This is a genomic window from Williamsia sp. Y853 (genome assembly GCF_056786495.1).
Window position 1 is genome coordinate 1473417 of the sequence record NZ_JBXCJC010000001.1, and the last position, 20887, is coordinate 1494303.

The window sequence follows — 20887 nt, forward strand, 5'->3', positions numbered from 1 at the left end:
GCAGTGCGTACTTCACTGTCCGACGAGTTCGGAATCCAATACCCGATATTCGGGTTCACCCCGTCCGAGCATGTGGCAGCGGCGATCAGCCGGGCCGGTGGTCTCGGTGTGCTGGGCTGCGTGCGGTTCAACGAGGCGGAGGAACTCGACGCCACCCTCGACTGGATGCGCGAGAACACCGACGGCAAACCGTTTGGTGTCGACGTGGTGATGCCCGCCAAGATCCCTACCGAGGGTTCGCAGATCGACCTCGACGCGATGATCCCGCCGGAGCACCGCGCATTCGTCGAGCGCACCCTCGACGACCTCGGTGTACCGCCGCTGCCCGACGGTGACCGCGTCAACGCCGGTGTCCTGGGATGGCTGCATTCGGTCGCGCGGTCCCACGTCGATGTGGCGATGACGCACGCCGACAAGTACGGACAGATCAAACTCATCGCCAACGCGCTGGGCTCACCGCCCGATGACGTGATCGCCAACGTGCACGCGCACGGCGTGAAGGTCGCGGCGCTGGCCGGGGCAAAGGAGCATGCGTTGCGGCATGTGGCCGCCGGGGTGGATCTGGTGATTGCGCAGGGCTATGAGGCCGGTGGTCACACCGGTGAGGTCACGTCGATGATCCTGTGGCCGGAAATTGTTGATGCCGTGGGGGACTCGGCACATGTGCTCGCGGCCGGAGGGGTCGGTAGCGGTCGTCAGATCGCTGCCGCGTTGGCCATGGGCACCAGCGGTGTGTGGATGGGAACCTACTGGCTCACCGCAGCCGAATACCAGCTCGGTGTACGCGGTGCGGGTCCGTCGGTCATCCAACAGGCGATCCTGAACGCCACCTCGAAGGACACCGTGCGCAGGCGGATCTACTCCGGTAAGCCCGCCCGCCTGCTCAAGACCAAGTGGACCGACGCCTGGGACGCCGCCGACGCCCCGGAGGCGTTGCCGATGCCGTTGCAGAACATCCTGGTCGCCGAAGCCCACGCGCGGATCTCGGCCGCCGACGACCCCGGTGTCGTGGCGATGCCTGCCGGACAGATCGTCGGGCGGATGAACGCGATCACCCCCACGGCCGACCTGATCGACGACCTGGTCAGCGAGTATGACGTGGCCGTGGATCGGATGCAGAAGGCCCGCTAGTCGAGCGCAGGACAATTTTGCCGACGGCTGTGATCAGATATGGTCACAGCCGTCGAGCAAATTCTCAGGGCAGGAGGTGGGGGCATGGCCGAGCAGGATGCGAACGTGGTGCTCACGGCGCGGGTCGACACCGAGTCAGGCGGAACCGTGGTGGTGGTGACGCTCAATCGCCCGGAGGCGCGCAATGCCCTGACCGGAGAAGTGGTCAGATCGCTGCGCTCCGCCCTGGCCGCCGCCGATGCGGACGAGTCCGTTGGTGCGGTGGTTCTCACCGGCTCTGATCCGGCCTTCTCTGCGGGTGTCGACTTGAAGGCACTGGGATCAGAGGGCGGCTGGGATGACGTCAACGTCCCCGGTGCGCCCACCGGTTACCCGTGGATTCCACTCCGTAAGCCGGTCATCGGCGCGATCAACGGCGCCGCGGTCACCGGCGGACTCGAACTGGCGCTGGCCTGCGATTTCCTGATCGCCTCCGACCTGGCTCGTTTTGCCGATACACACGCCAGGGTCGGGATGGTGCCGGCGTGGGGTCTGACCGGTCGTTTATCGGCCGCGGTCGGCTGGGGTTTCGCCCGTCGAATGAGCCTGACCGGCAACTTCATCGACGCCAGGAAGGCCCTGGAGGTGGGCCTGGTCACCCAGGTCGTCGCGCATGACGCCCTGATGCCGACCGCGATGGCTCTGGCCGCCGACATCGCCGGAAACAACACCCCGGCCGTCGCGGCGCTGCTCGCCTCCTACCGCGAAGCGCAGCAACACGTACTGGGGCCCGTATTGGACACCGAGGCAACACATTCCGCCGCCTGGATGTCCACGTTTGATCCGGCCTCCGTCGAACAGGCGCGGGACAAGGTCATCGATCGTGGCCGCGAACAGATGAAGTGAGGGGTCAGATGGGGAAGTCGGGAAGTCTGCGAGCGGTGGTGCGGAGCCGTAAGGGTGCTGCAGTGTCGTTGCAGGACAAGGTGGTTGTGATCACCGGTGGTGCGCGCGGAATCGGGCTCGCCACCGCCGCAGAGTTACAGGCAAAGGGGGCCAAGGTGGTACTCGGCGACATCGACGAAGAAGTTGTCGCCAAGGCCGCGGCCAACCTCGGATGCGAGGGTTACCCCCTCGACGTCACCAGCGATGAATCGTTTGCCGCCTTCCTCGATCGGGTCGACGCCGAGTTCGGCACGTTCGACGTGCTGATCAACAACGCAGGCATCATGCCGACCGGGCCGTTCCTCGACTTCTCGGACGCGGTGATCACCCGGAACTTCGAAATCGATCTGCTCGCGGTGGTGCGGGGCACGCGACTGGCCGCCCGTCGCATGGTGGCGCGGGGTTCGGGCCAGATCCTGAACGTCTCCTCGGTTGCCGGACTCGTACCCCTTCCTGGACTGAGTATCTACAGCGCGGCCAAGGCCGGCGTGATCGCGTTCTCCGAGGCATTGGATGGCGAATTGAGCTCTCGCGGCGTCCGGGTGCTCGCGGTGATGCCCAACTTCACCAAGACCGGGCTCATCGACGGCCTGCAGACCACCAAGATGATGCCGCCCATCGAGCCCGATGATGTTGCGCGGGAGATCGTTCGGAGTATCGAGACCAACCGGGACCGGGTGGTGATCCCGCGTCAGAGCATGTCCGTCCTCGGCTGGATGGTCACGCCGCGGTTCATGAAGAACCTCTACGGCAAGTACTTCGGCTTCGACACCATGTTCATGGAGTTCGACGAGACCGAGCGGGCCAAATACCTCGACCGGGTCAACCGCAGCTGACCCCCAGACCCCGATGATGTGCCCTTCTGGCGGCGCCCACCTGGGCTTTTGTTCGCCAGAAGGGCACATCATCGGGGAGCGGGAACGTATCCGAGGGTCCGGTCGGGGCGGATCCAGGTGGGTGCGCTGGTGTCCGCGGCAAGGTTGCGTTTGAGGATCTTGAAGGTGTCGGTCCGGGGGAGGTCGTCGACCACGTGGATTCGACTGGGCCACTGCTTGGGGCCCAGATCCGGTTGTGCGGACAGGAAATCCGTGAGCTGATCGGCGCTAAGGCCGGGTGCGACAAGCGCCGCAGCGAGTTCGTCTCCGATCTCGGCCCGGACACCGTAGACCGCGGCCATGGTGATCGACGGATGTCGCAGAAGCACCCGTTCGATGGGTCCGGTGCCCATGTTCTCTCCGTCCACCCGAACCCAATCACCAAGGCGCCCGGCAAAATACACGTATCCGTCTTCGTCGACGTAACCGAGGTCACCGGTGTGGTAGATACCGTCGCGCATCCGTTCGGCATCAGCGGCCGGATTGCGGTAGTAGCCGGTGAACAGTCCGCCGCCTGAGCTGTTGACGATTTCACCAACGGCTTCGTCGGCGTTGGTGAGCCGTCCCGACGCGTCGAAGCGGGCGACGGCACAGACCTTGCCCGTGTCGGGGTTGCGCACCTGATTCGGCGCGACCAGTGGGCCCAGGGCCTCCGGTGGCGTATCGGTGGTGCGGGTGATGGCGACCCCACCCTCGGTGGAACCGAAACCGTCGACCACCCGAACATCAAAACGTGCTGTGGTGGCGACGATGTCGGCCGCGGAGGCTTCGTTGCCGTACAGGATCCGGAGCGGATTGTCGGCGTCGTCGGGCCGGGCCGGGGTGGCCAGCACGTACGACAACGGTTTGCCGACATAGTTCGCATAGGTCGCGCGGAATCGGCGGATATCGTCGAAGAAGGCACCTGCCGAGAACTTGCGCCGCAACGCAACTGATGAACCCCCGGCGACCGCCACCATCCAGCCGGCGATGATCGCGTTCGAATGGAACAGCGGCATCGACAGGTAGGCAACATCTTCGGGGCCCAACCCGAACCGCTTCGAGAGCATCACGCCGCTGGCCGCCAGCTTCCGGTGGCTGCACTGCACAGCTTTCGGGTCGCCGCTCGTGCCGGAGGTGAAGATCAGCATCAGCAGTGCTTCGGGATCGCCGGTTCGGAAGCGGGGCTCGGTGCCCTGGTGCGGGGCGAGTAGCTGTTCCCACTGTGAATCCTCGACGTTGAGCACCAGCACATTCCGTGTGACGAGGTCATCGACCAGGTGCGCCGTCGAGTTCTCGACGATCACGATCTGGCAGTCGGCGGTGGCGATGTCGGCCGCCAGGGCCGATCCACGGCGCGTCGGGTTCAGTCCGACCACGACAAGCTCTCCGAGGACGGCGGCTCCGAGTAGGTAACTGAACTCGGGAATGTTCTCGAGGAGCAGGGCCACGTGCGGCGGGCGGTCGGCGTCGATCAGACCGCCCAGCGCGGCTGCCCGAGTCGCCGATAACCTCAGATGATCACGCCAACAGACGAACTCGTCTTCGAAGTAGAGGCCGGAGTCGACAGAGTCGGTCAACGGTGCCAGGAGTGCGCCGACCGTACCCGGAGCCGGTGCGATCTGATCCGGGATGGTCATGGCCTCAGGCGGGTTCGCTGGCAAGTGCCGAACCGATCCGACGTAGCTGTACTGGCGCCGACCCCAGATTGAACTCGTTCTGCTTGGCGCGCAGGAAGTATCGGTGCACGGGATGATCGACGTCGATACCCACACCACCGTGGATGTGGACGGCGGTGTGCGCGACGCGGTGGCCTGCATCAGCCGCCCAGAATTTCGCGGTCGCCAGTTCTTTGGCTGCCTCGAGGCCTTCGGACAGGAGCCAGGCGGCCTGCAGGGTGGTCAGACGCAGGGCCCGCACGTCGATGTAGGCGTCGGCAAGTCGTTGCGCAACCGCCTGGAACGATCCGATCTTGCGGTCGAATTGTTCACGGTCCCGGCCGTATTCGGCGGTCAGCTCCAGTGCGCGCTCGAGAATACCGGTCTGTTCGCCGCATAAAGCGAGGGTCATCCGGTCGCGGAGAAAGTCGATCACCGCGGTGCCTGCTTCGCCGAGCTGGTCGTCGGTGGTGACGCGGACGCCGTCGAGTTCGACAAACGCGCCGGGTCCCTGCCCCGTCGTCAAGGCCGGGGTGATGGTGAGGCCGTCCCGATCGGTGGGCACGATGAACACTGCCGCACCCTGTGGTCCGGCGACATTCACGATGATGGCGTCGGCGTACTCGGCGTACGGCACATTCAGTTTCGCGCCTGCCAGGACCCACCCGTCATCAGTGGGCGTCGCCGATGCCACCGGCGCCAGCGGATCGTCCGCCAGATCTTCGTCGAGACCGACGGTGACGATCGCGGTGCCGTCCGACAAACCCTCGATCCAGCGCGCCTTGACCACCTCGGTGCCGAACCGGGCGATGGCCGGGACCGCGGTGAAGGCCGACGGACCAAACGGGACGAGTGCCAACGCCCGACCCAATTCCTCCGCTATCGCCAGATTGTCGAGCACGGTCAGATCGTCGTCGAGTTCGAGAGCAAGAAGCCCGGAGGTGGCGAGTTGGGTCCACAACTCGCGATCAAAGCTCCCTTGGTGGGCGCCGGGTTCGCCGCCGCGATGCTCGAGGGCCTCGAGCCGGTCGGTGGTGACCAACTTCTTGGTGATGTCGCGGGTGAGTCCGGCCAGGTCGGCGGTCTGCTCGCTGCGGTGAAAGTCCATGGTGAAGGTTCCTTTGGTCCGTGATCAGCGGGCGGTATCAGCGTCGGGCCGGGGGCTGGCCCAGGGCGAGCATCGCGATGATGTCTCGCTGGACTTCATTGGTTCCGCCGCCGAAGGTCAAGATCAGCGACGAACGGTGGAAGCGTTCCAGGCGGCCCCGGAGGTGGACGCCGGGGCTGCCCGGCCGCAGTGTGGCCGCCGGGCCCAACACCTCCATCAACAACCGGTAGGCCTCGGTGGCGAACTCGGTACCGAACACTTTGGTGGCCGAGGCGTCGGCCGGTGAGGGAGATCCACCGCCGGTTGCCCCCTTTTCGTCTGCGTCGGAGGCGATGTTCCAGTTGATCAGCTTCAAGAACTCGACCTTGGCATGGACCTTGGCCAGATTCATCTGGACCCATTCGGAATCGATGACCCTCACGCCCCGGGCGTTTTTGGTGTTCTGGGCCCACTCGATCGTCTCGCGCAAGGCGGTCTGGATCGGTGCGGCGCTACACAGGGACACCCGCTCGTTGTTGAGCTGGTTGGTCACCAGCGGCCAGCCGCCGTTCAGCTCACCCACCAGGGAATCGGCAGGTACGCGCACGTCCTGGTAGTAGGTGGCGCTCGTGTCGACACTGGCCATCGTGTGCACCGGCGTATACGAGAATCCCTCGACATCGGTCGGCACGACGAGCATCGAGATGCCCTTGTGCTTCTTCGCGTCCGGATCGGTGCGGCACGCGAGCCAGATGTAGTCGGCGTACTGGATCAGGCTCGTCCACATCTTCTGGCCGTTGATGACGAAGTCGTCGCCATCCCGGACCGCCGAGGTGCGCAGCGACGCCAGATCGGTGCCTGCGCCGGGTTCTGAATAGCCGATGGCGAAGTGGACATCACCGGATGCGATGGCGGGCAAGTACTTTGCCTTCTGCGCATCGGTACCGAAATGCATGATCGTCGGCGCGACGGAGTTGATCGTGAGGAAGGGGACAGGTGCACCGGCGATGGCCGCCTCGTCGGTGAAGATCAACTGATCCATCATCGACCGTTCCTGGCCGCCGTACTCCTTGGGCCAGCCGAGCGCGAGCCAGCCGTCGCGGCCCATCTGACTCACGACCTCGCGATAGACGTTGCCTTCACCGACCTCTCCGCTCGTGGAAGACAGTGCCAATCGACGTTCGGGCGTGATCAAATGGGAGAAGTACGCCCGGAGTTCGCGCCGAAGCTCTTGCTGCTGGTCGGTATATGCGATGCGCATCGGTGCTCCAGGGGGGTTTCGGGTGGGAAAGAGGGGGTCGGGGCGGGGGATCCCGGTCGACTCCTTCTATAACACGTTCTAACCTGTTGGTAGGTGTCCGTCAATACTGGGGCCGTCCTGGGACGGCAAGGGAAGGGAGCTCGTGGCGATGAAGATCAAGGCTGATTTCGACCTATGTGAGTCCAATGGTGTCTGTGTGGGCATGGCGCCAGACGTCTTCGATCTCGATGACGACGACTACCTGGTCATATTGCAAGAGGATGTGCCCGAAGAGCGGCGCGAGGAGATGCGTCAGGTGGTCAGCAGCTGCCCCAAGTCGGCGTTGTCCGTCGAGGATTGAGGGTGGTGATCCGGTGCGTCGAATTGCGGCGCACCGGGTGCCGGAACCCGGGATTGCAGATCCGACAGTTGCCCTAAATCGAGAACACGTTCTACATTTGACTCGACGCACCCGGTGTGTGCCCGTGAGGGCTCATCCGGGTTGGTGACATCGAGTGGAGGATCTGTGAGCGCAAAATCTGAATCCGGGCCGGAACTCGCCGGAAAAGTGGCGGTGGTGACCGGTGCCGGAGCCGGATTGGGGCGGGCGGAGGCGATCGGACTCGGCGCCCTCGGCGCCACGGTGATCGTGAACGACCTCGCCGGTGCGCTCGATTCGAGTGATGTCCTCGCCGAGATCGAGGCCGTCGGAGGTGTCGGCGTGCCGGTGGCAGGCGACATCTCGGACTCGGCCACCACCACCGAGATCATGCGAGTTGCCACCGAATCGCATGGCGGTCTGCATGTGGTGATGAACAACGCCGGCCTGGTCCGGGACAAGATGCTCTTCAACATGTCCGACGATGACTGGGATCTGGTGATCCGGGTGCATCTGCGTGGGCATTTCCTGATGTGCCGCAATGCCGCCGCGTATTGGCGGTCGCAGTCGAAGGCGGCAGGCGGACCGGTGTTCGGCCGCTTGATCAACACTTCCAGCGAGGCCGGGTTGTCGGGTCCGGTGGGGCAGGCCAACTACGGTGCGGCGAAGGCGGGGATCACGTCGCTGACGTTGACCGCCGCGCGCGGCCTGGCCGCCTACGGCGTGCGCTCGAACGGGATCTGCCCACGTGCGCGTACCGCGATGACCGAGGGCACCTTTGGCGATGCGCCGCAGGGCTCGGTCGATCCGCTGTCGACCGATCACGTCGTCACGCTGGTGCAGTTCCTGGCGAGTCCGGAATCGGACGGCGTCAACGGTCAGGTGTTCGTGGTCTACGGACCCAAGGTGACGTTGATGGCGGCGCCGACGGTGGAGCAGAGCTTTGTCGCAGCCGGCGACGCCTGGGATCGAGGCGATTTGACGAAGAGTCTTGCCGAGTACTTCGTCGACCGCGATCCTGCAGACACGTTCTCTGCTGGTAAAGCCCTGTTCGGGTAGCCATTTCGAGACCTTACTGTTGGCCGTTTCTTCCCGTTGAGTGAACTGGACGTGTGATAAGTTCGCGGTCAAACTGGCAGGCCCCCGTTAGGGGAACGTAGGGCCTTGCGAGTGTGGAACGTGTTTCAATCTGAAAGCTTCTGGACGGACGTCTCGAGTGAAAAGTTCCTGTTGGCAAGTACTACGAATCACCGAATTCAGAACTAGAACACGTTATGATCAGACAGCTCAGTCCGGTCCGGGGGGAAGTCTTTTGCTGAAGGAGAGTTGGTGAACCGCAGGCTGGCAGGTCCGTTCGAGGGCGTCGGGGATTTCGTTGCCATGAGTGTCAGCGCGGCCCGGGAGCTCTTTCGGGCACCGTTCCAGTGGCGCGAGACGGTCGAGCAGTCATGGGCCATCGCGCGTGTATCGATGGTTCCCACCGTTCTCGTTGCCATCCCGTTCACCGTTCTGGTCAGCTTCACCCTCAACATCCTGTTGCGCGAACTCGGCGCCCAGGATCTCTCGGGCGCAGGCGCCGCACTGGGCACCATCACCCAGATCGGCCCGATCGTCACGGTGCTGATCGTTGCCGGAGCCGGCGCGACCGCCATCTGTGCCGACCTCGGAGCCCGGACGATCCGTGAGGAGATCGACGCCCTGCAGGTCCTTGGCATCGATCCGATCCACCGCCTGGTGGTGCCCCGGGTCATCGCCTCGACGCTGGTCGCGATCCTCCTCAACTCTCTGGTGTGCACCATCGGTATCGGTGGTGGCTTCGTGTTCTCGGTGTACCTGCAGGACGTGAATCCGGGCGCGTTCATCGCCAATCTGACGCTGCTGACCGGCTTTCCCGAACTGATGATCTCGATGGTGAAGGCCGCGCTGTTCGGCCTCGCCGCCGGCCTGGTCGGCTGCTACCGCGGCCTGCACGTGGCCGGTGGCGCCAAAGGTGTCGGCGATGCCGTCAACGAAACCGTGGTCTATTCGTTCATGGCGTTGTTCGTCGTGAACGTCGTGGTCACCGCGGTCGGCCTCAAAGCGACTGCAGGGTAGCGCAAATGATCCTTCCTAATACCGTCCGACTACGCTCAACGCGTGTGGCGTTCAAACGAGCTGGTTCCGGCTGGGATCGCATAGGTGATCAGGCATTCTTCTACTGGGACAGTCTCATCAACATCCCCCGTGCGGTGCGGGCATACAAGAAAGAAACGCTGCGGCTGATCGCTGAGATCAGCATGGGTTCGGGTGCACTTGCCATGATCGGTGGCACCGTTGTGGTCGTCGGGTTCCTGACGCTCTTCACCGGCGGCACCATCGCCGTCCAGGGCTACAGCTCCTTGTCGAACATCGGCGTCGAGGCACTCACCGGATTTTTCGCGGCATTCATCAACGTTCGAATCGCGGTGCCGGTCATCGCCGGAATCGGCCTGGCGGCAACGATCGGCGCCGGTGCCACGGCACAGCTCGGTGCGATGCGGGTGAGCGAGGAGATCGACGCCCTCGAGGCAATGGCGATCAAATCCATTCCGTACCTGGTCAGTACCAGGATCGTGGCCGGTCTGATCGCGATCATCCCGCTGTACTCACTGGCGTCCGTGGCCTCCTTTCTGGCCAGTCGCTTTGCGACGGTGTTCCTCTACGGCCAGTCGTCCGGCGTGTACGACCATTACTTCTCGACATTCCTCATCCCGACGGACATCCTGTGGTCGTTTGTTCAGGCGATCTGTATGGCGGTGGCGGTCATGATGATTCACACCTACTACGGATACAACGCCTCGGGTGGTCCGGTGGGTGTGGGTATCGCGGTCGGTAACGCGGTGCGGGCTTCGCTGGTCGTGGTCGTCGTGATCACGCTGCTGCTCTCGCTGGCCATCTACGGCGTCGACGGAAAGTTCAACCTCTCGGGGTAGGTCATGTCACAGAAAACCGAACGCCCCGCTTGGGCGAAGAAGATCGCGGCCACCGTGCTGGTGGTGTCGCTGATAATGGCGTGCGCGTTGGCATCCCTGCAGTTCCTCGGTTCCTTCGCCTCGACGGTGCCGGTGACACTGACCGCCGATCGTGCCGGACTGGTGATGAGCCCGGACGCGAAGGTCCGGCTGCGTGGTGTCGTGGTCGGCCGCGTCGGTGCGATCACGCAGTCGCCCGACGGTGTGAAGCTCGTCCTCGACATGAATCCGGACCAACTCCAGTACATTCCGGCCAACGTCCGGGCAGACATCAAATCCAACACGGTATTCGGTGCCAAGTCGGTCAACCTCGAGATCCCCGAGGATCCCAGCGAGGAGACACTACGCAGCGGTTCGGCCATCGGGACCGATCGTGTTGTGGTCGAACTGAACACGATCTATCAGCGGTTGGTGGACGTGCTCGCTGCGGTCCAGCCCGAGAAGCTCAACGCCACCATCGGTGCGATCGACACCGCACTCTCCGGCCGGGGTGATCAGATCGGTCAGGGTTTCGCCGACCTCTCGGAACTGCTGGGCAAGGTCAATCCGCATCTGGACGAACTCGGTCGCGACATCGAGGCCACGGCTGAGTTCACCAACGTCTATGCCGACGTGATGCCCGACCTGCTCAAGATCGTCGACAACTTCACGGCCACGGGTAATACGTTGGTGGACAACTCATCCGACCTCGACGCGCTACTGGTGAACGTGACCGGGATGGCGGACACGATCAACGGTGTCATCGCGCCATCCAAGGCGAACATCATTTCGACGTTGGCGAACCTGAACCCGACCGCAACACTGCTCGGATATCAGGCGCCTGGCCTGGCCTGCTTCATCACGGCCACCGCCAGTGCCGGACAGAAGGCCTTGCCCGTGTTCGGCGTCGACGACGCGCGTGTACATCTGAACGCGGGATTGCTGCCGGGCAAGGAACCGTACCGCTACCCCGAGGATCTGCCGAGGGTCAACATGGACGGGCCACCCACCTGTGAATACGGGCTCAGCGATCCCAGTTCTCGTGAGCACGCCGGATTCTACGTCGGCGACAACGCCGCGGTCCCATACCAACCGAGAACCACGCCCAAGTTGGATGCGTCCAAATTGTTCGACGTGATGTTCGGGCCGGCGCCGCGTGGATGAGGAACAACCGATGAACAGTCAGCAAGGGGAGGTGTGAGATGGCAGTATCCAGAGAGCGCGCGTTTCGCGCCACCGTCATCAAACTCGGGGCCTTTGCCGTGGTGATGGTGCTGATCTTCATCGGTCTGGTGGTCGTTTTCAGTCAGTACCGCAGCGGTTCCAGCTTCGCCTACAAGGCGACGTTCACCAGTGCCTCGCAATTGAAGTCGGGCAGCAAGGTGCGCATCGCCGGCGTCGAGGTCGGCAAAGTCGGGTCGGTGGGACTGAACCCCGACAACAAGGCGGTCGTCGAGTTCGACGTCAACGAGAAGTACCGGCTGCCCACCTCGGTGCAGGCGCTGATCCGCTACGAAAACCTCACCGGCGACCGGTTTCTCGAGCTGCAAGAGGGCACCGGCGACCCGGGTCGGCTCTTGAAGGACAACGGGTCGATCCCGGTCACCCAGACCGAACCGGCGCTGGATCTGGACAACCTTCTCGGTGGCTTCAAGCCGCTGTTCCGGACACTTGATCCGAAAGAGGTCAACGAGCTGTCCGTGTCGCTGGTCAAGGTGTTCCAGGGTCAGGGCCCGGCGTTGAACGAATTACTCACGAACACCGCGACTTTCACGGATTCACTGGCCGATCGGGATCAGCTGATCGGGCAGGTCATCGACAACCTCAACACCACCCTTGGCACCATCGAGGCCGACGATGAGGGGTTGGACACCTCGCTGGATCAGCTGCAGAAGCTGATCTCGGGACTCGACTCGCAACGCGGCGTGATCGGTGACACGATCACCAACGCCTCGGAGCTGACCAACGACCTCAACGATGTGCTGGCCGAGAACCAGTCCGATCTGACGTCGCTCATCACCGCCACCGGTCAGGTGTCGCAAGAAGTGCTCAAGGGTGAAGATTACGTGCGAGGCCTGCTGGGCCGTCTGCCGTCGGACTTCAAGGCACTGTCCAATCTCGGTAGTTATGGTGCGTGGCTGCAGATCTGGCTCTGCCAGGTCAACCTCATGTTCACCGGCCCCGACGGGCAGGAGATCGTCTGGAAATCGGTTGACGCGACCGGACCGAACACCAACCCCGGAGGGAGGTGTAACCCGCTGTGATGTCTGCGCTGTTCAAGGGTGAGCGAACCGCCACCGACCAGGCCGACGAGGCCCGGCGCCGCAAGCGTGGCGAACCCGACCGTGCCCGTGTGGGTTTCATCGGTGTGGTGATCGCCGTGTTGGTGGTGATCGTGGCCCTGCAGATGGACAAGCTCCCGTTCCTGTCGAACGGTAGTGTCTACACCGCCCTCTTCGACGATGCCGGCGGTCTGGCCACCGGTGACATCGTGATCGTCTCCGGCGTGAATGTCGGTACCGTTCAGGGGATCTCGCTGGCGGACACCGAAAACGGCACCAAGGCGAAGGTCACCTTCAACATGGCCGACACGGTTCGCGTCCCGGAGGCCAGCACAGCGGTCATCAAGACCGAGACGGTACTCGGCCGCCGCAACCTGACCCTGGTTCCAGAGGGCACCGGAAAGCTGATGCCGGGTGACACGGTCGAGCGGACGGTGGCACCGTATTCGCTCACCGATGCGCTCGAAGGTGCCACCGATACGATTCAGGAAACCGACACCGACCAGCTCAATGCTGCACTCAACACGTTGTCTGACACCTTCTCGGACACACCGGAATCAGTGCGGTCCGCCGTCGACGGGGTGGCGCGCCTGTCCAAGGCGATTGCCGATCGCGACGAGTCGCTGTCACAACTGCTGGACCGCGCGGGCAATGTCACCGACGTGGTGGCCAAGCGCAGCGGTCAGATCAACACGCTGCTCGTCGACGCGAACTCTCTGCTCGGGGAGGTCCAGGCCCGCCGGTATGCGTTGGGGCAGTTGATCACTGGTACCCAGAACGTCACCGCACAGATCAGCTTGTTCATCGACAACAACAACGCGCAGCTCACGCCGGTGCTCAATCAGTTGAATGGAGTGCTCGCGATTCTGGTCGACAACCAAGAGAATCTGGCGGTGACCCTGGACGAACTCGGGCCTTACGCAAACGTGTTGGGAGAGGCCGTGTCCAGTGGGCCGTACTTCTCTTCACTGGTGGGTCTGACCACGTTCGGTGACCTCACCGCCACGTTCATGAGAGTGTTCCAGCAGAAGTACCCGGAAGCCTTCGCGGCGTTCACCAAGTACGCGTTCGCGATTCCGCCGGCCATCACCACGCGTCCGGACATGGCGAACTCGCCGGACTCCAGCAAACCGGCGCCTGCGCCTTCGTATCCGACCGGACCGGCAGGGTGATGGCAATGGGACGGCTGAGCAAGAGGTTCTGGCAGGTTGCCGCGGTGATCGTGGCTGTCGTGGTGGCTGTCGTGGCGGTGTATTACGGCTACCAGAAGGTGAACTACAAGACGTACACCGCGTATTTCTCGACTGTGAATGCCCTTTACGAGGGTGACGCGGTGAAGATCCTCGGCGTCAACGTCGGCTCGGTCGGTTCGATCACCCCGCGGGACAACGATGTTCGGGTCGAGCTGAAGGTCGACCGCGACCGGAAGCTACCCGAAGACGTCGAGGCGATCGTGGTCGCGCAGTCCCTGGTCTCGGGACGTTTTGTTCAGTTGACCCCGGTGTACGACGGTGGTGCGACGCTGGGTGGCGGTGGGGACATCCCCATGGAGCGCACAGCCGTTCCGGTGGAGTGGGATGAGATCAAGGCCGAGCTGAGCAGATTGACCGAGGCGGTCGGTCCGCAGGGCGCCGACCCCGGATCGGTTGCCCGCGCGGTCGATGTCTTCGACGAGAACCTCGATGGCAACGGCACGGCCATCCGCCAGGCCATCCAGCAACTGTCGGATGTCACCGGCACACTGGCCGATGGCAGCGGCGACCTCTTCAAGTCGATTCGCAACCTCCAGACACTGACCGAGGCACTGTCACAGAGTCATGAGCAGTTGGTGCAGTTCAACGGCCGGATCGCTTCGGTCAGTCAGGTCCTGGCCGACAACACCGACAATCTGAACGGTGCATTGACCAATCTCGATACCGCGCTGACCGACATCAAGACGTTCATCGACACCAATGGGGCGGCCCTCAGTGAGTCGGTCGGCGATCTCTCCGAAGCCACCAATGTGCTGGCGCAGAAAGACGAAGAGATCCGGGGTCTACTACATTCCGGTCCGACCCAGCTGTCGAACTTCTACAACATCTACAACCCGCTGCAAGGGTCGTTGTCGGGCATTTTCGGCCTGGGCATGGGTGGAAACCTGATCAATCTCCTCTGTGGCTCGATGGCGGGTGCCGCCCGTCCGGGCCAGGAAGACCTGGTCGAACAGTGTGTTGACGTCCTGGGTCCGATCTTCGGGACGATCGGGATGAACTACCCGCCGTTCCTGTCCAACCCGGTGTCGGGTGTCAACGCCACACCTGATCAGATCTCGTACCAGAACTCGAGCGTGAAAGCGCGGGCGCAGCAGGGTATTCGCGATCAGGATGCGGCAACCCGCTCGCAGTACACCAATCCCGGTTTGGCTCAGTTGTTGGTGCCGTTCGGGGGTGAGGGCTGATGCGCAGAGCATTGAGGCGAAAGGTACTCGCCCGCAACATGGTCGGAGCGACAGTGATCGGCGTGGCGCTGGTGGCATCGGGCTGCGGATTCGACGGGCTCAACTCGATGCCCATACCCGGTGCGGACGGTACCGGCCGTGGCTCTTACGAGCTGACGACCATTATTCCCAATGCCGCCAACCTGGTTCAGAACGCGCCGGTGATGATCGATGACGCCACCGTCGGCAGCGTCGGAAAGATCTCGGTGAAGAACTGGCAGGCGCAGGTGACGCTGCGGCTCAACGAGGGGACTGCGGTTCCGGTCGGTTCCCATGTGATGGTCGGGATGACCAGTGTGCTCGGCTCGTTGCATTTGGAGATCGTGCAGCCCGAGAGCGCGGATTCTGGCACTCTGCAAGCGGGAGATGAGATCCCGGCCGCCGGGTGCCCCGAGCCGGAGAACATTCCGGATCCGGAGAACCAGCAACCGATTCCCGACATCAACTCGGCACAGCAGGTGGCCGCCTGCACCTACCCGACCACCGAACAGGTGCTCAGTTCGTTGTCGGTGGTGCTCAACGGCGGTGGTCTGGCGCAGGTCGGTGACATCGTCAAAGAGCTCAACAACTCGATGGCCGGCCGCGAAGATGTGCTGCGGGAACTGATTCCGCGCCTGGACACCCTGGTAGAAGAGTTGAGCAGTCAGCGGGCCAACATCATTCGTGCGATGGAGGGGCTGGACCGGATGACCGCGCGCATCAACGAGCAGACACCGGTGGTGGAGAAGGCATTGGCCGACGGACCGAAGATCCTGACACTGCTGTCCGATCAGCGGGTCCAGTTCACCGATGCGCTGGCTTCGCTGAGCACGCTGAGCCGCACCACCGATGACATCTTGAACGCGAGTTCGGAAGACATCACGGTGCTGGTCAGCAACTTGGTGCCGGTACTCGACCAACTGCAGTCCACCGGACCGGCCCTGACCCAGTCGCTCGGCATCCTGCTGACCTTCCCGTTTGCCGAGGAGGTCATCCCGCAGGTGGTCCGAGGCGACTATCTCAACGGTGAGATCAACCTCGACCTCACATTCGGGCGTTTGCAGCGAGGCGCGCTGGCCAGCCTCGGTGGGCAGAGTCAGCTCTATGGTCCCGAGGGGCTGCTCGGCGCACCGGCCGGCGCCGCGGCCCGTGGCAGCGATCCGTTCACCGGTCCGCTGACCACCGAGATGCCGGTCGACAACAATCAGCCCTCACCGATGCCGAACGCGGAGGGAGGCTCATGAGCATCACACCGTTCGTCCGCATGCAGTTGATCATCTTCTGCATCATCACGGTCGTCTCGATGCTCGCCGTCGCGGTCTTCTACATCCGGGTTCCCGCGATGGTCGGGATCGGGGAGTACACGGTCAAGGTGGACCTGCCCAGTACCGGTGGCCTCTACCAGAACGGCAATGTCAGCTTCCGCGGTGTCGATGTCGGCAAGGTTCAGACGGTGGCACTGACCGAGACCGGTGTCCTGGCAACGGTGTCGATCAACAGCGACACCAAGATCCCGAACAATTCGATCGCCGCGGTACGCAGTGTCTCGGCGGTCGGTGAGCAGTACATCGAGTTCACGCCTGATCCCGAAACATCGTCCACCGGCAACCTCAAGGATGGGTCGGTGGTCGAGAACGGGACGGTTCCGGTCGAGGTCGGGACGTTGCTCGATCAGGCCGATGCCCTGCTCGCGCAGATTCAGGACACGAAGTTGCGTCGGGTGATGGACGAGGCGTTCAACGCGTTCAATGGCACCGGAGAAGATCTGCAGCGGCTTTTCGATTCGATGACCCTGCTGGTGGGTGATGCCAACAAGAACTCGGACGCCATCGTCAAGCTGATCGATCAGGCGGCGCCATTGCTGGAAACGCAGACCGCCACGGTGGGTGATATTCGCGCGTGGACGGCGAATCTGGTCCAGGTCACCGATCAGCTCCGGGCGAACGACCCGCAGATCCAGGGGATCCTGGACCAGGGGCCCGGTGTCGCGCAGCAGAGTCAAGAGCTGTTCGCCTCGATGAATCAGTCACTGCCGTTGCTGTTCTCGAACCTCAACACCACTGCTCGGACCCTGGCGATCTACCATCCGAACCTGCAGCAGATCGTGGTGATCTACCCACGCTTGATAGCAGCGTTGATCACAGCGCTCAACAGCGAGGACTACCGCAACGGCGCCAACGTCGACTTTGCGCTGGGGTTCCAGGATCCCGGCACGTGCACCGTCGGCTTCATGCCGATGACACCGGAACGGGATGCGTCGGCCCAGACCCCGCGTGATCTCCCTCCCGGGATGTTGTGCCGCGTCCCTCAGGATTCCAACGTCGCGGTCCGCGGAACCCGCAACTTCCCGTGTATGGAGATTCCCGGGCGTCGCGCGTCGACCCCCGCCGAATGTCGAACCGGCTACACGCCGATCGGCGAGAACGTTCCCTTCCCGAACGGGCTACCGGGAGTTGATCTGCCACAAGGCTTTTTGACCAACGGCGCACCCGGCGCGGACGACGGCAGTCCCGCCGTCTACGCCACCAGCTACGACCCTGTCAGCGGCGACTACATCGGCCCGGACGGCAAGACGTACAACGCCGGAACCGCGGTACCGTCTGGCACATCTGGTACAGGTGGTAGCGGGGAACAGCAGAAAGACAACAGTCAATGGCAGAGCCTGATCACGGGGACCGTTCAGTGACGGCCCAGACACCAACTGAACAGACACCAACCGAACAGACATCAACCGAACAGGAAGCGGCACGGCAGATACCAGCATCACAGGAACCCGCACCACAGAAACCCGCACCACAGAAACCACGACGTCGTCGGGCCAGCAGGCCCGCCGGTCCGCCGCAGGATGCGCCGGAGTCGTCGGCGCGCAGCAGTTCACCGAGTGGCAAAGCGCGCAAGCCCGCCGGTTCACCGGTGAAGTCGGCGCCGCTCGGTCGCAAGCAGAAGTCGAAGTCGACCGGTGCCGCGGCTGTGAAGCCGCTGGTGGACCTGGACAAGCCCGAGATCGAGGCCGCCGGGTCCGACACCGCGCCGACCGCGACCGAGACCGAAACCGATTCGGGCGCGGTGCAGTCGTTCGGGTCGACGTCGGTGTCGGCTGGAGTGTCATACCGCGACCGGCGCCGCGGCGTCCGCGATGCCGATGCGAAGGAAAGAAAGCCCCGGCGTCGGCGCTCGGGTGCGAAAGGTGCTACCGGCACTGCTGGGTCGCCCCGTGGCCGTGGGAATCTGCGTGGACTGGGAATCGTGCTGGCGGCCGTTGTGTCGATCGGCCTGATCGCGGGCATGGTCGTTGCGTCGACCCTGTTCATCCTGGGCACCGACAAGATCGACGAGCGCAACGAATTGCGCGCCGAGTATTCGGCTTTCGCCCGCCAGATGATCACGAACCTGACAACGCTGAACCCCGAGAACATCGACGGCGCCATCAAGACTTTTCAGGACAGCACCAGTGGCAAGGCCATGGAGCAGACCAGCCAGTCGATGGAGCAGACCGTCAACATGATCAAGTCCGAGAATGTGTCGACGAAGGGCACCGTCATCTCAGAGGCCGTCACCGCCAGTGATCCGACTGCCGGATCGGTGATCCTGGTGTCGAGCTGGGAGATGAACCAGCCCAACGTTCCTGAGCAGCAGACCGTGTTGCAGACATTCCGATGGAAGCTGGACATGACCCGCATCAACGGCCGACTCAAACTGACCAACTTCGAGTGGGTGACGTAGATGACCCGCAAATTCTGGTGGTGGGCCGTCTCGGTGCTGACCGTCGTGATCCTGGTTGCCGGGGTGGTCATCACAACGATCGCCGGTCTGAACTACCGCGACACCAAGGCGACCGAGGATGCCCGTGGTGAAGCGCTGGATGCCGGAACCCATACGGCAACAGTGATGTTCGGATACGACCCGGACAATGTCGCGCAGCAGGTGGAGCAGGCAAAAACGCTGGTCACCGGTGCTGCCGCAAAGGAATACGACCAGATCATCACCGACTCGAATCTGGTTGTCGCCGTGAAGGATCAGCAGGTCAAATCCGAGGTGACGATCCAGGAGGCCGGGGTTGTCACCAACACCCGCGACACCGCGCTGATCCTGATCTTCATGAACCAGTCGGTGACCAAGGGTGGCAAGGATGTGGTCGCGATCAACCCCAGTCGCTTGCAGTATTCGATGGAGCGGTCGGGCGACAAGTGGCTGGTCACCAACATCGACATCATCACCGACGATTCGGTGAAGGCTCAGCTCGCGACCGAGGCCGACAAGGCGGGTGCCTCCACGGTCCCGGTCCCCGCACCCACGGAATCGTCGGTGCCTGCCCCGGCCCCGACCCCCTGACTCCTTCACAAACGATCCGGTAATACGAAGACGAGCCACATATTTGTGGCTCGTCTTCGTATAGGTGGATCGTTTGCGGGGGAAGGCCTAGGCGGTGGGGTCGTAACCCATCGGCAGGATGACGGACTTGTGTTCGACGTAGGACGCGAGGCCTTCGGGTCCGTTCTCGCGGCCGATGCCGGAGTTCTTGTAGCCGCCAAACGGCGACCCGGGATCGATGGCGTACCAGTTCACCCCGTAGGTCCCGGTCCGGATCTGGGCGGCGATCGCGAGTCCACGTTCCACATCGGCCGTCCACACGGTCCCGGCGAGGCCGTAGTCGGAGTCGTTGGCGATGGCGATCGCCTCGTCCTCGGTCTCGTAATCGATGACGGAGATCACCGGGCCGAAGATCTCTTCACGGGCGATGGTCATGTCGTTGGTGACGCCGGTGAAGATGGTGGGGCTCAGGAAGTAACCCGATTCCAGTCCCTCCGGTCGGGTGCTCTCGAGGACGGCGGTGGCGCCGGCATCCTTGCCCTGCTGGATGTAGTCCTCGACCTTGGTGCGCTGCTTCTCGGTGATCAGTGGTCCGAGTTGGGCCTCCGGGTCGTCGGGCAGACCCGGCTTGAGGAGTTTGGCGGCCTCGACCATGGCGGCGACGATCTCGTCGCGCTTGGCGCTCGGGACCAGGACGCGGGTCTGGGCAACGCAGGCCTGCCCGGTATTCATCAGCCCGGTGAATGTGAGCATGCCGGCGATCTCGGCAGGGTTTGCGTCGGCGAGCACGATGGCCGCGGACTTGCCACCGAGTTCGAGCGAGCAGCGCTTGAGTTGCTCCCCGCAGGCGGCGGCGATCGCCCGCCCGGCCGCGGTCGAACCGGTGAAGGTGATCTTGTCGACGTCCGGGTGGGCGACAAGCGCTTTTCCGGTCTCCGGTCCGCCCGGGACCACCGACAGCACCCCTTCGGGCAACCCGGCCTCGGTGAACAGTTCGGCGATGTAATTGGCCGACAGCGGGGTTTCGGGTGCGGGCTTGAGGACCACGGAACATCCGGCAGACAGGGCCGGGCCGAGCTTGTTGCAGATCAGGAACAGTGGCACATTCCATGCGGTGATCGCACCGACCACACCCACGGGTTCACGGGTGATCTGCGACTTGCCGAACAATCCGTCGCGATACTCGAGCCAGTTGTAATTGATTGCGGCCTTGGCATATTCGCGGAGCACCCCGGTCGCGGGCAGCTGCTGCAGAGTGCTCACCGCCATCGGTGGCGCGCCCATCTCCGATGCAACGAGTTCGGCGATCTCCGCGCCGCGTTCGTCGATCAGATCGGCGACCCTGGCAACGACGGCGGCACGATCCTGCGGGGAGGTGTTGCGCCAGACACCCGATTCGAACGCGGCCCGCGCGGCTTTCACCGCGGTGTCGACGTCGGTGGCGTCGGCCAGTGGCGTGCTGCCCACGCGCTTCCCGGTGGCCGGCGAGAAGACCTCGAGAATGTCAGCAGAGTGGGCCGGGGTCCAGCGTCCGCCGATCAGCAGTTCGCTGTAGTCGCGCGAAGTGGTTGGTGCCGCGTTGGCGGTGTCCGTCATT

19 protein-coding genes are annotated in these 20887 nt (G+C 63.5%); 15 read left to right on the top strand and 4 right to left on the bottom strand.

Annotation, left to right across the window (positions count from 1 at the left end):
• Nucleotides 1-3 precede the first annotated feature (3 nt).
• From AC1TPF_RS06990 to AC1TPF_RS07000, 3 genes are all read left to right on the top strand, one after another.
• Nucleotides 4-1131: an NAD(P)H-dependent flavin oxidoreductase gene (locus AC1TPF_RS06990; RefSeq protein WP_482143227.1), complete on the top strand. Its 1128-nt coding sequence runs from the start codon at nt 4-6 to the stop codon at nt 1129-1131.
• Between the two features lie 84 nt (nt 1132-1215).
• Nucleotides 1216-2016: an enoyl-CoA hydratase gene (locus AC1TPF_RS06995; protein WP_482143228.1), complete on the top strand. Its 801-nt coding sequence runs from the start codon at nt 1216-1218 to the stop codon at nt 2014-2016.
• Nucleotides 2017-2024: 8 nt separating this feature from the next.
• Nucleotides 2025-2891 (top strand): SDR family oxidoreductase, encoded by an 867-nt coding sequence (locus tag AC1TPF_RS07000; protein WP_482143230.1) that lies wholly within the window; start codon nt 2025-2027, stop codon nt 2889-2891.
• A 68-nt stretch (nt 2892-2959) separates the two neighbouring features.
• On the opposite strand, the gene AC1TPF_RS07005 is transcribed toward AC1TPF_RS07000, so the two are convergent.
• From AC1TPF_RS07005 to AC1TPF_RS07015, 3 genes are read right to left on the bottom strand one after another with little or no spacing between them, the layout of a single operon-like run.
• Entirely contained in the window at nt 2960-4549 is a 1590-nt protein-coding gene (locus tag AC1TPF_RS07005; protein ID WP_482143232.1) for a long-chain-fatty-acid--CoA ligase, read from the bottom strand.
• 4 nt (nt 4550-4553) lie between these two features.
• Nucleotides 4554-5675 carry an acyl-CoA dehydrogenase family protein gene (locus tag AC1TPF_RS07010; RefSeq protein WP_482143233.1) on the bottom strand — a complete coding sequence of 374 codons (1122 nt, stop codon included), beginning with the start codon at nt 5673-5675 and terminating at the stop codon, nt 4554-4556.
• Nucleotides 5676-5712: 37 nt separating this feature from the next.
• Entirely contained in the window at nt 5713-6915 is a 1203-nt protein-coding gene (locus AC1TPF_RS07015; protein WP_482143235.1) for an acyl-CoA dehydrogenase family protein, read from the bottom strand.
• Between the two features lie 148 nt (nt 6916-7063).
• On the opposite strand from AC1TPF_RS07015, the gene AC1TPF_RS07020 reads away from it, so the two are divergent.
• From AC1TPF_RS07020 to AC1TPF_RS07075, 12 genes are all read left to right on the top strand, one after another.
• Nucleotides 7064-7255, top strand: coding sequence for a ferredoxin (locus AC1TPF_RS07020; RefSeq protein WP_482135836.1), 192 nt, complete (start codon nt 7064-7066; stop codon nt 7253-7255).
• A 165-nt stretch (nt 7256-7420) separates the two neighbouring features.
• A complete protein-coding gene (locus AC1TPF_RS07025) occupies nt 7421-8332 on the top strand; it encodes a 3-oxoacyl-ACP reductase (protein ID WP_482143236.1) in 912 nt (303 codons plus the stop codon).
• A gap of 270 nt (nt 8333-8602) precedes the next feature.
• Entirely contained in the window at nt 8603-9367 is a 765-nt protein-coding gene (locus AC1TPF_RS07030) for an MlaE family ABC transporter permease (protein ID WP_482135834.1), read from the top strand.
• Nucleotides 9368-9372: 5 nt separating this feature from the next.
• Nucleotides 9373-10224: an MlaE family ABC transporter permease gene (locus AC1TPF_RS07035; protein WP_482135833.1), complete on the top strand. Its 852-nt coding sequence runs from the start codon at nt 9373-9375 to the stop codon at nt 10222-10224.
• A gap of 3 nt (nt 10225-10227) precedes the next feature.
• Nucleotides 10228-11406 carry an MCE family protein gene (locus AC1TPF_RS07040; RefSeq protein ID WP_482135832.1) on the top strand — a complete coding sequence of 393 codons (1179 nt, stop codon included), beginning with the start codon at nt 10228-10230 and terminating at the stop codon, nt 11404-11406.
• 38 nt (nt 11407-11444) lie between these two features.
• A complete protein-coding gene (locus AC1TPF_RS07045; RefSeq protein WP_482135831.1) occupies nt 11445-12506 on the top strand; it encodes an MCE family protein in 1062 nt (353 codons plus the stop codon).
• Nucleotides 12506-13696 carry an MCE family protein gene (locus AC1TPF_RS07050; protein ID WP_482143237.1) on the top strand — a complete coding sequence of 397 codons (1191 nt, stop codon included), beginning with the start codon at nt 12506-12508 and terminating at the stop codon, nt 13694-13696. Before AC1TPF_RS07045 ends, AC1TPF_RS07050 begins: the two co-directional genes overlap by 1 nt.
• Nucleotides 13696-14961 carry an MCE family protein gene (locus AC1TPF_RS07055; protein ID WP_482143238.1) on the top strand — a complete coding sequence of 422 codons (1266 nt, stop codon included), beginning with the start codon at nt 13696-13698 and terminating at the stop codon, nt 14959-14961. The genes AC1TPF_RS07050 and AC1TPF_RS07055 overlap by 1 nt, the downstream gene beginning before the upstream one ends.
• Nucleotides 14961-16223, top strand: coding sequence for an MlaD family protein (locus AC1TPF_RS07060; protein WP_482135828.1), 1263 nt, complete (start codon nt 14961-14963; stop codon nt 16221-16223). Before AC1TPF_RS07055 ends, AC1TPF_RS07060 begins: the two co-directional genes overlap by 1 nt.
• A complete protein-coding gene (locus AC1TPF_RS07065) occupies nt 16220-17665 on the top strand; it encodes an MCE family protein (RefSeq protein ID WP_482135827.1) in 1446 nt (481 codons plus the stop codon). The genes AC1TPF_RS07060 and AC1TPF_RS07065 overlap by 4 nt, the downstream gene beginning before the upstream one ends.
• Nucleotides 17666-17892: 227 nt before the next feature.
• Nucleotides 17893-18702, top strand: coding sequence for a hypothetical protein (locus AC1TPF_RS07070; RefSeq protein ID WP_482143240.1), 810 nt, complete (start codon nt 17893-17895; stop codon nt 18700-18702).
• Nucleotides 18703-19311, top strand: a complete 609-nt coding sequence (locus AC1TPF_RS07075) for a hypothetical protein (protein ID WP_482143241.1) — start codon at nt 18703-18705, stop codon at nt 19309-19311.
• Nucleotides 19312-19398: 87 nt separating this feature from the next.
• Here the strand turns inward: AC1TPF_RS07075 and AC1TPF_RS07080 are convergent, their stop codons facing one another.
• Nucleotides 19399-20886 carry an aldehyde dehydrogenase gene (locus AC1TPF_RS07080; RefSeq protein WP_482143243.1) on the bottom strand — a complete coding sequence of 496 codons (1488 nt, stop codon included), beginning with the start codon at nt 20884-20886 and terminating at the stop codon, nt 19399-19401.
• Nucleotide 20887 lies beyond the last annotated feature (1 nt).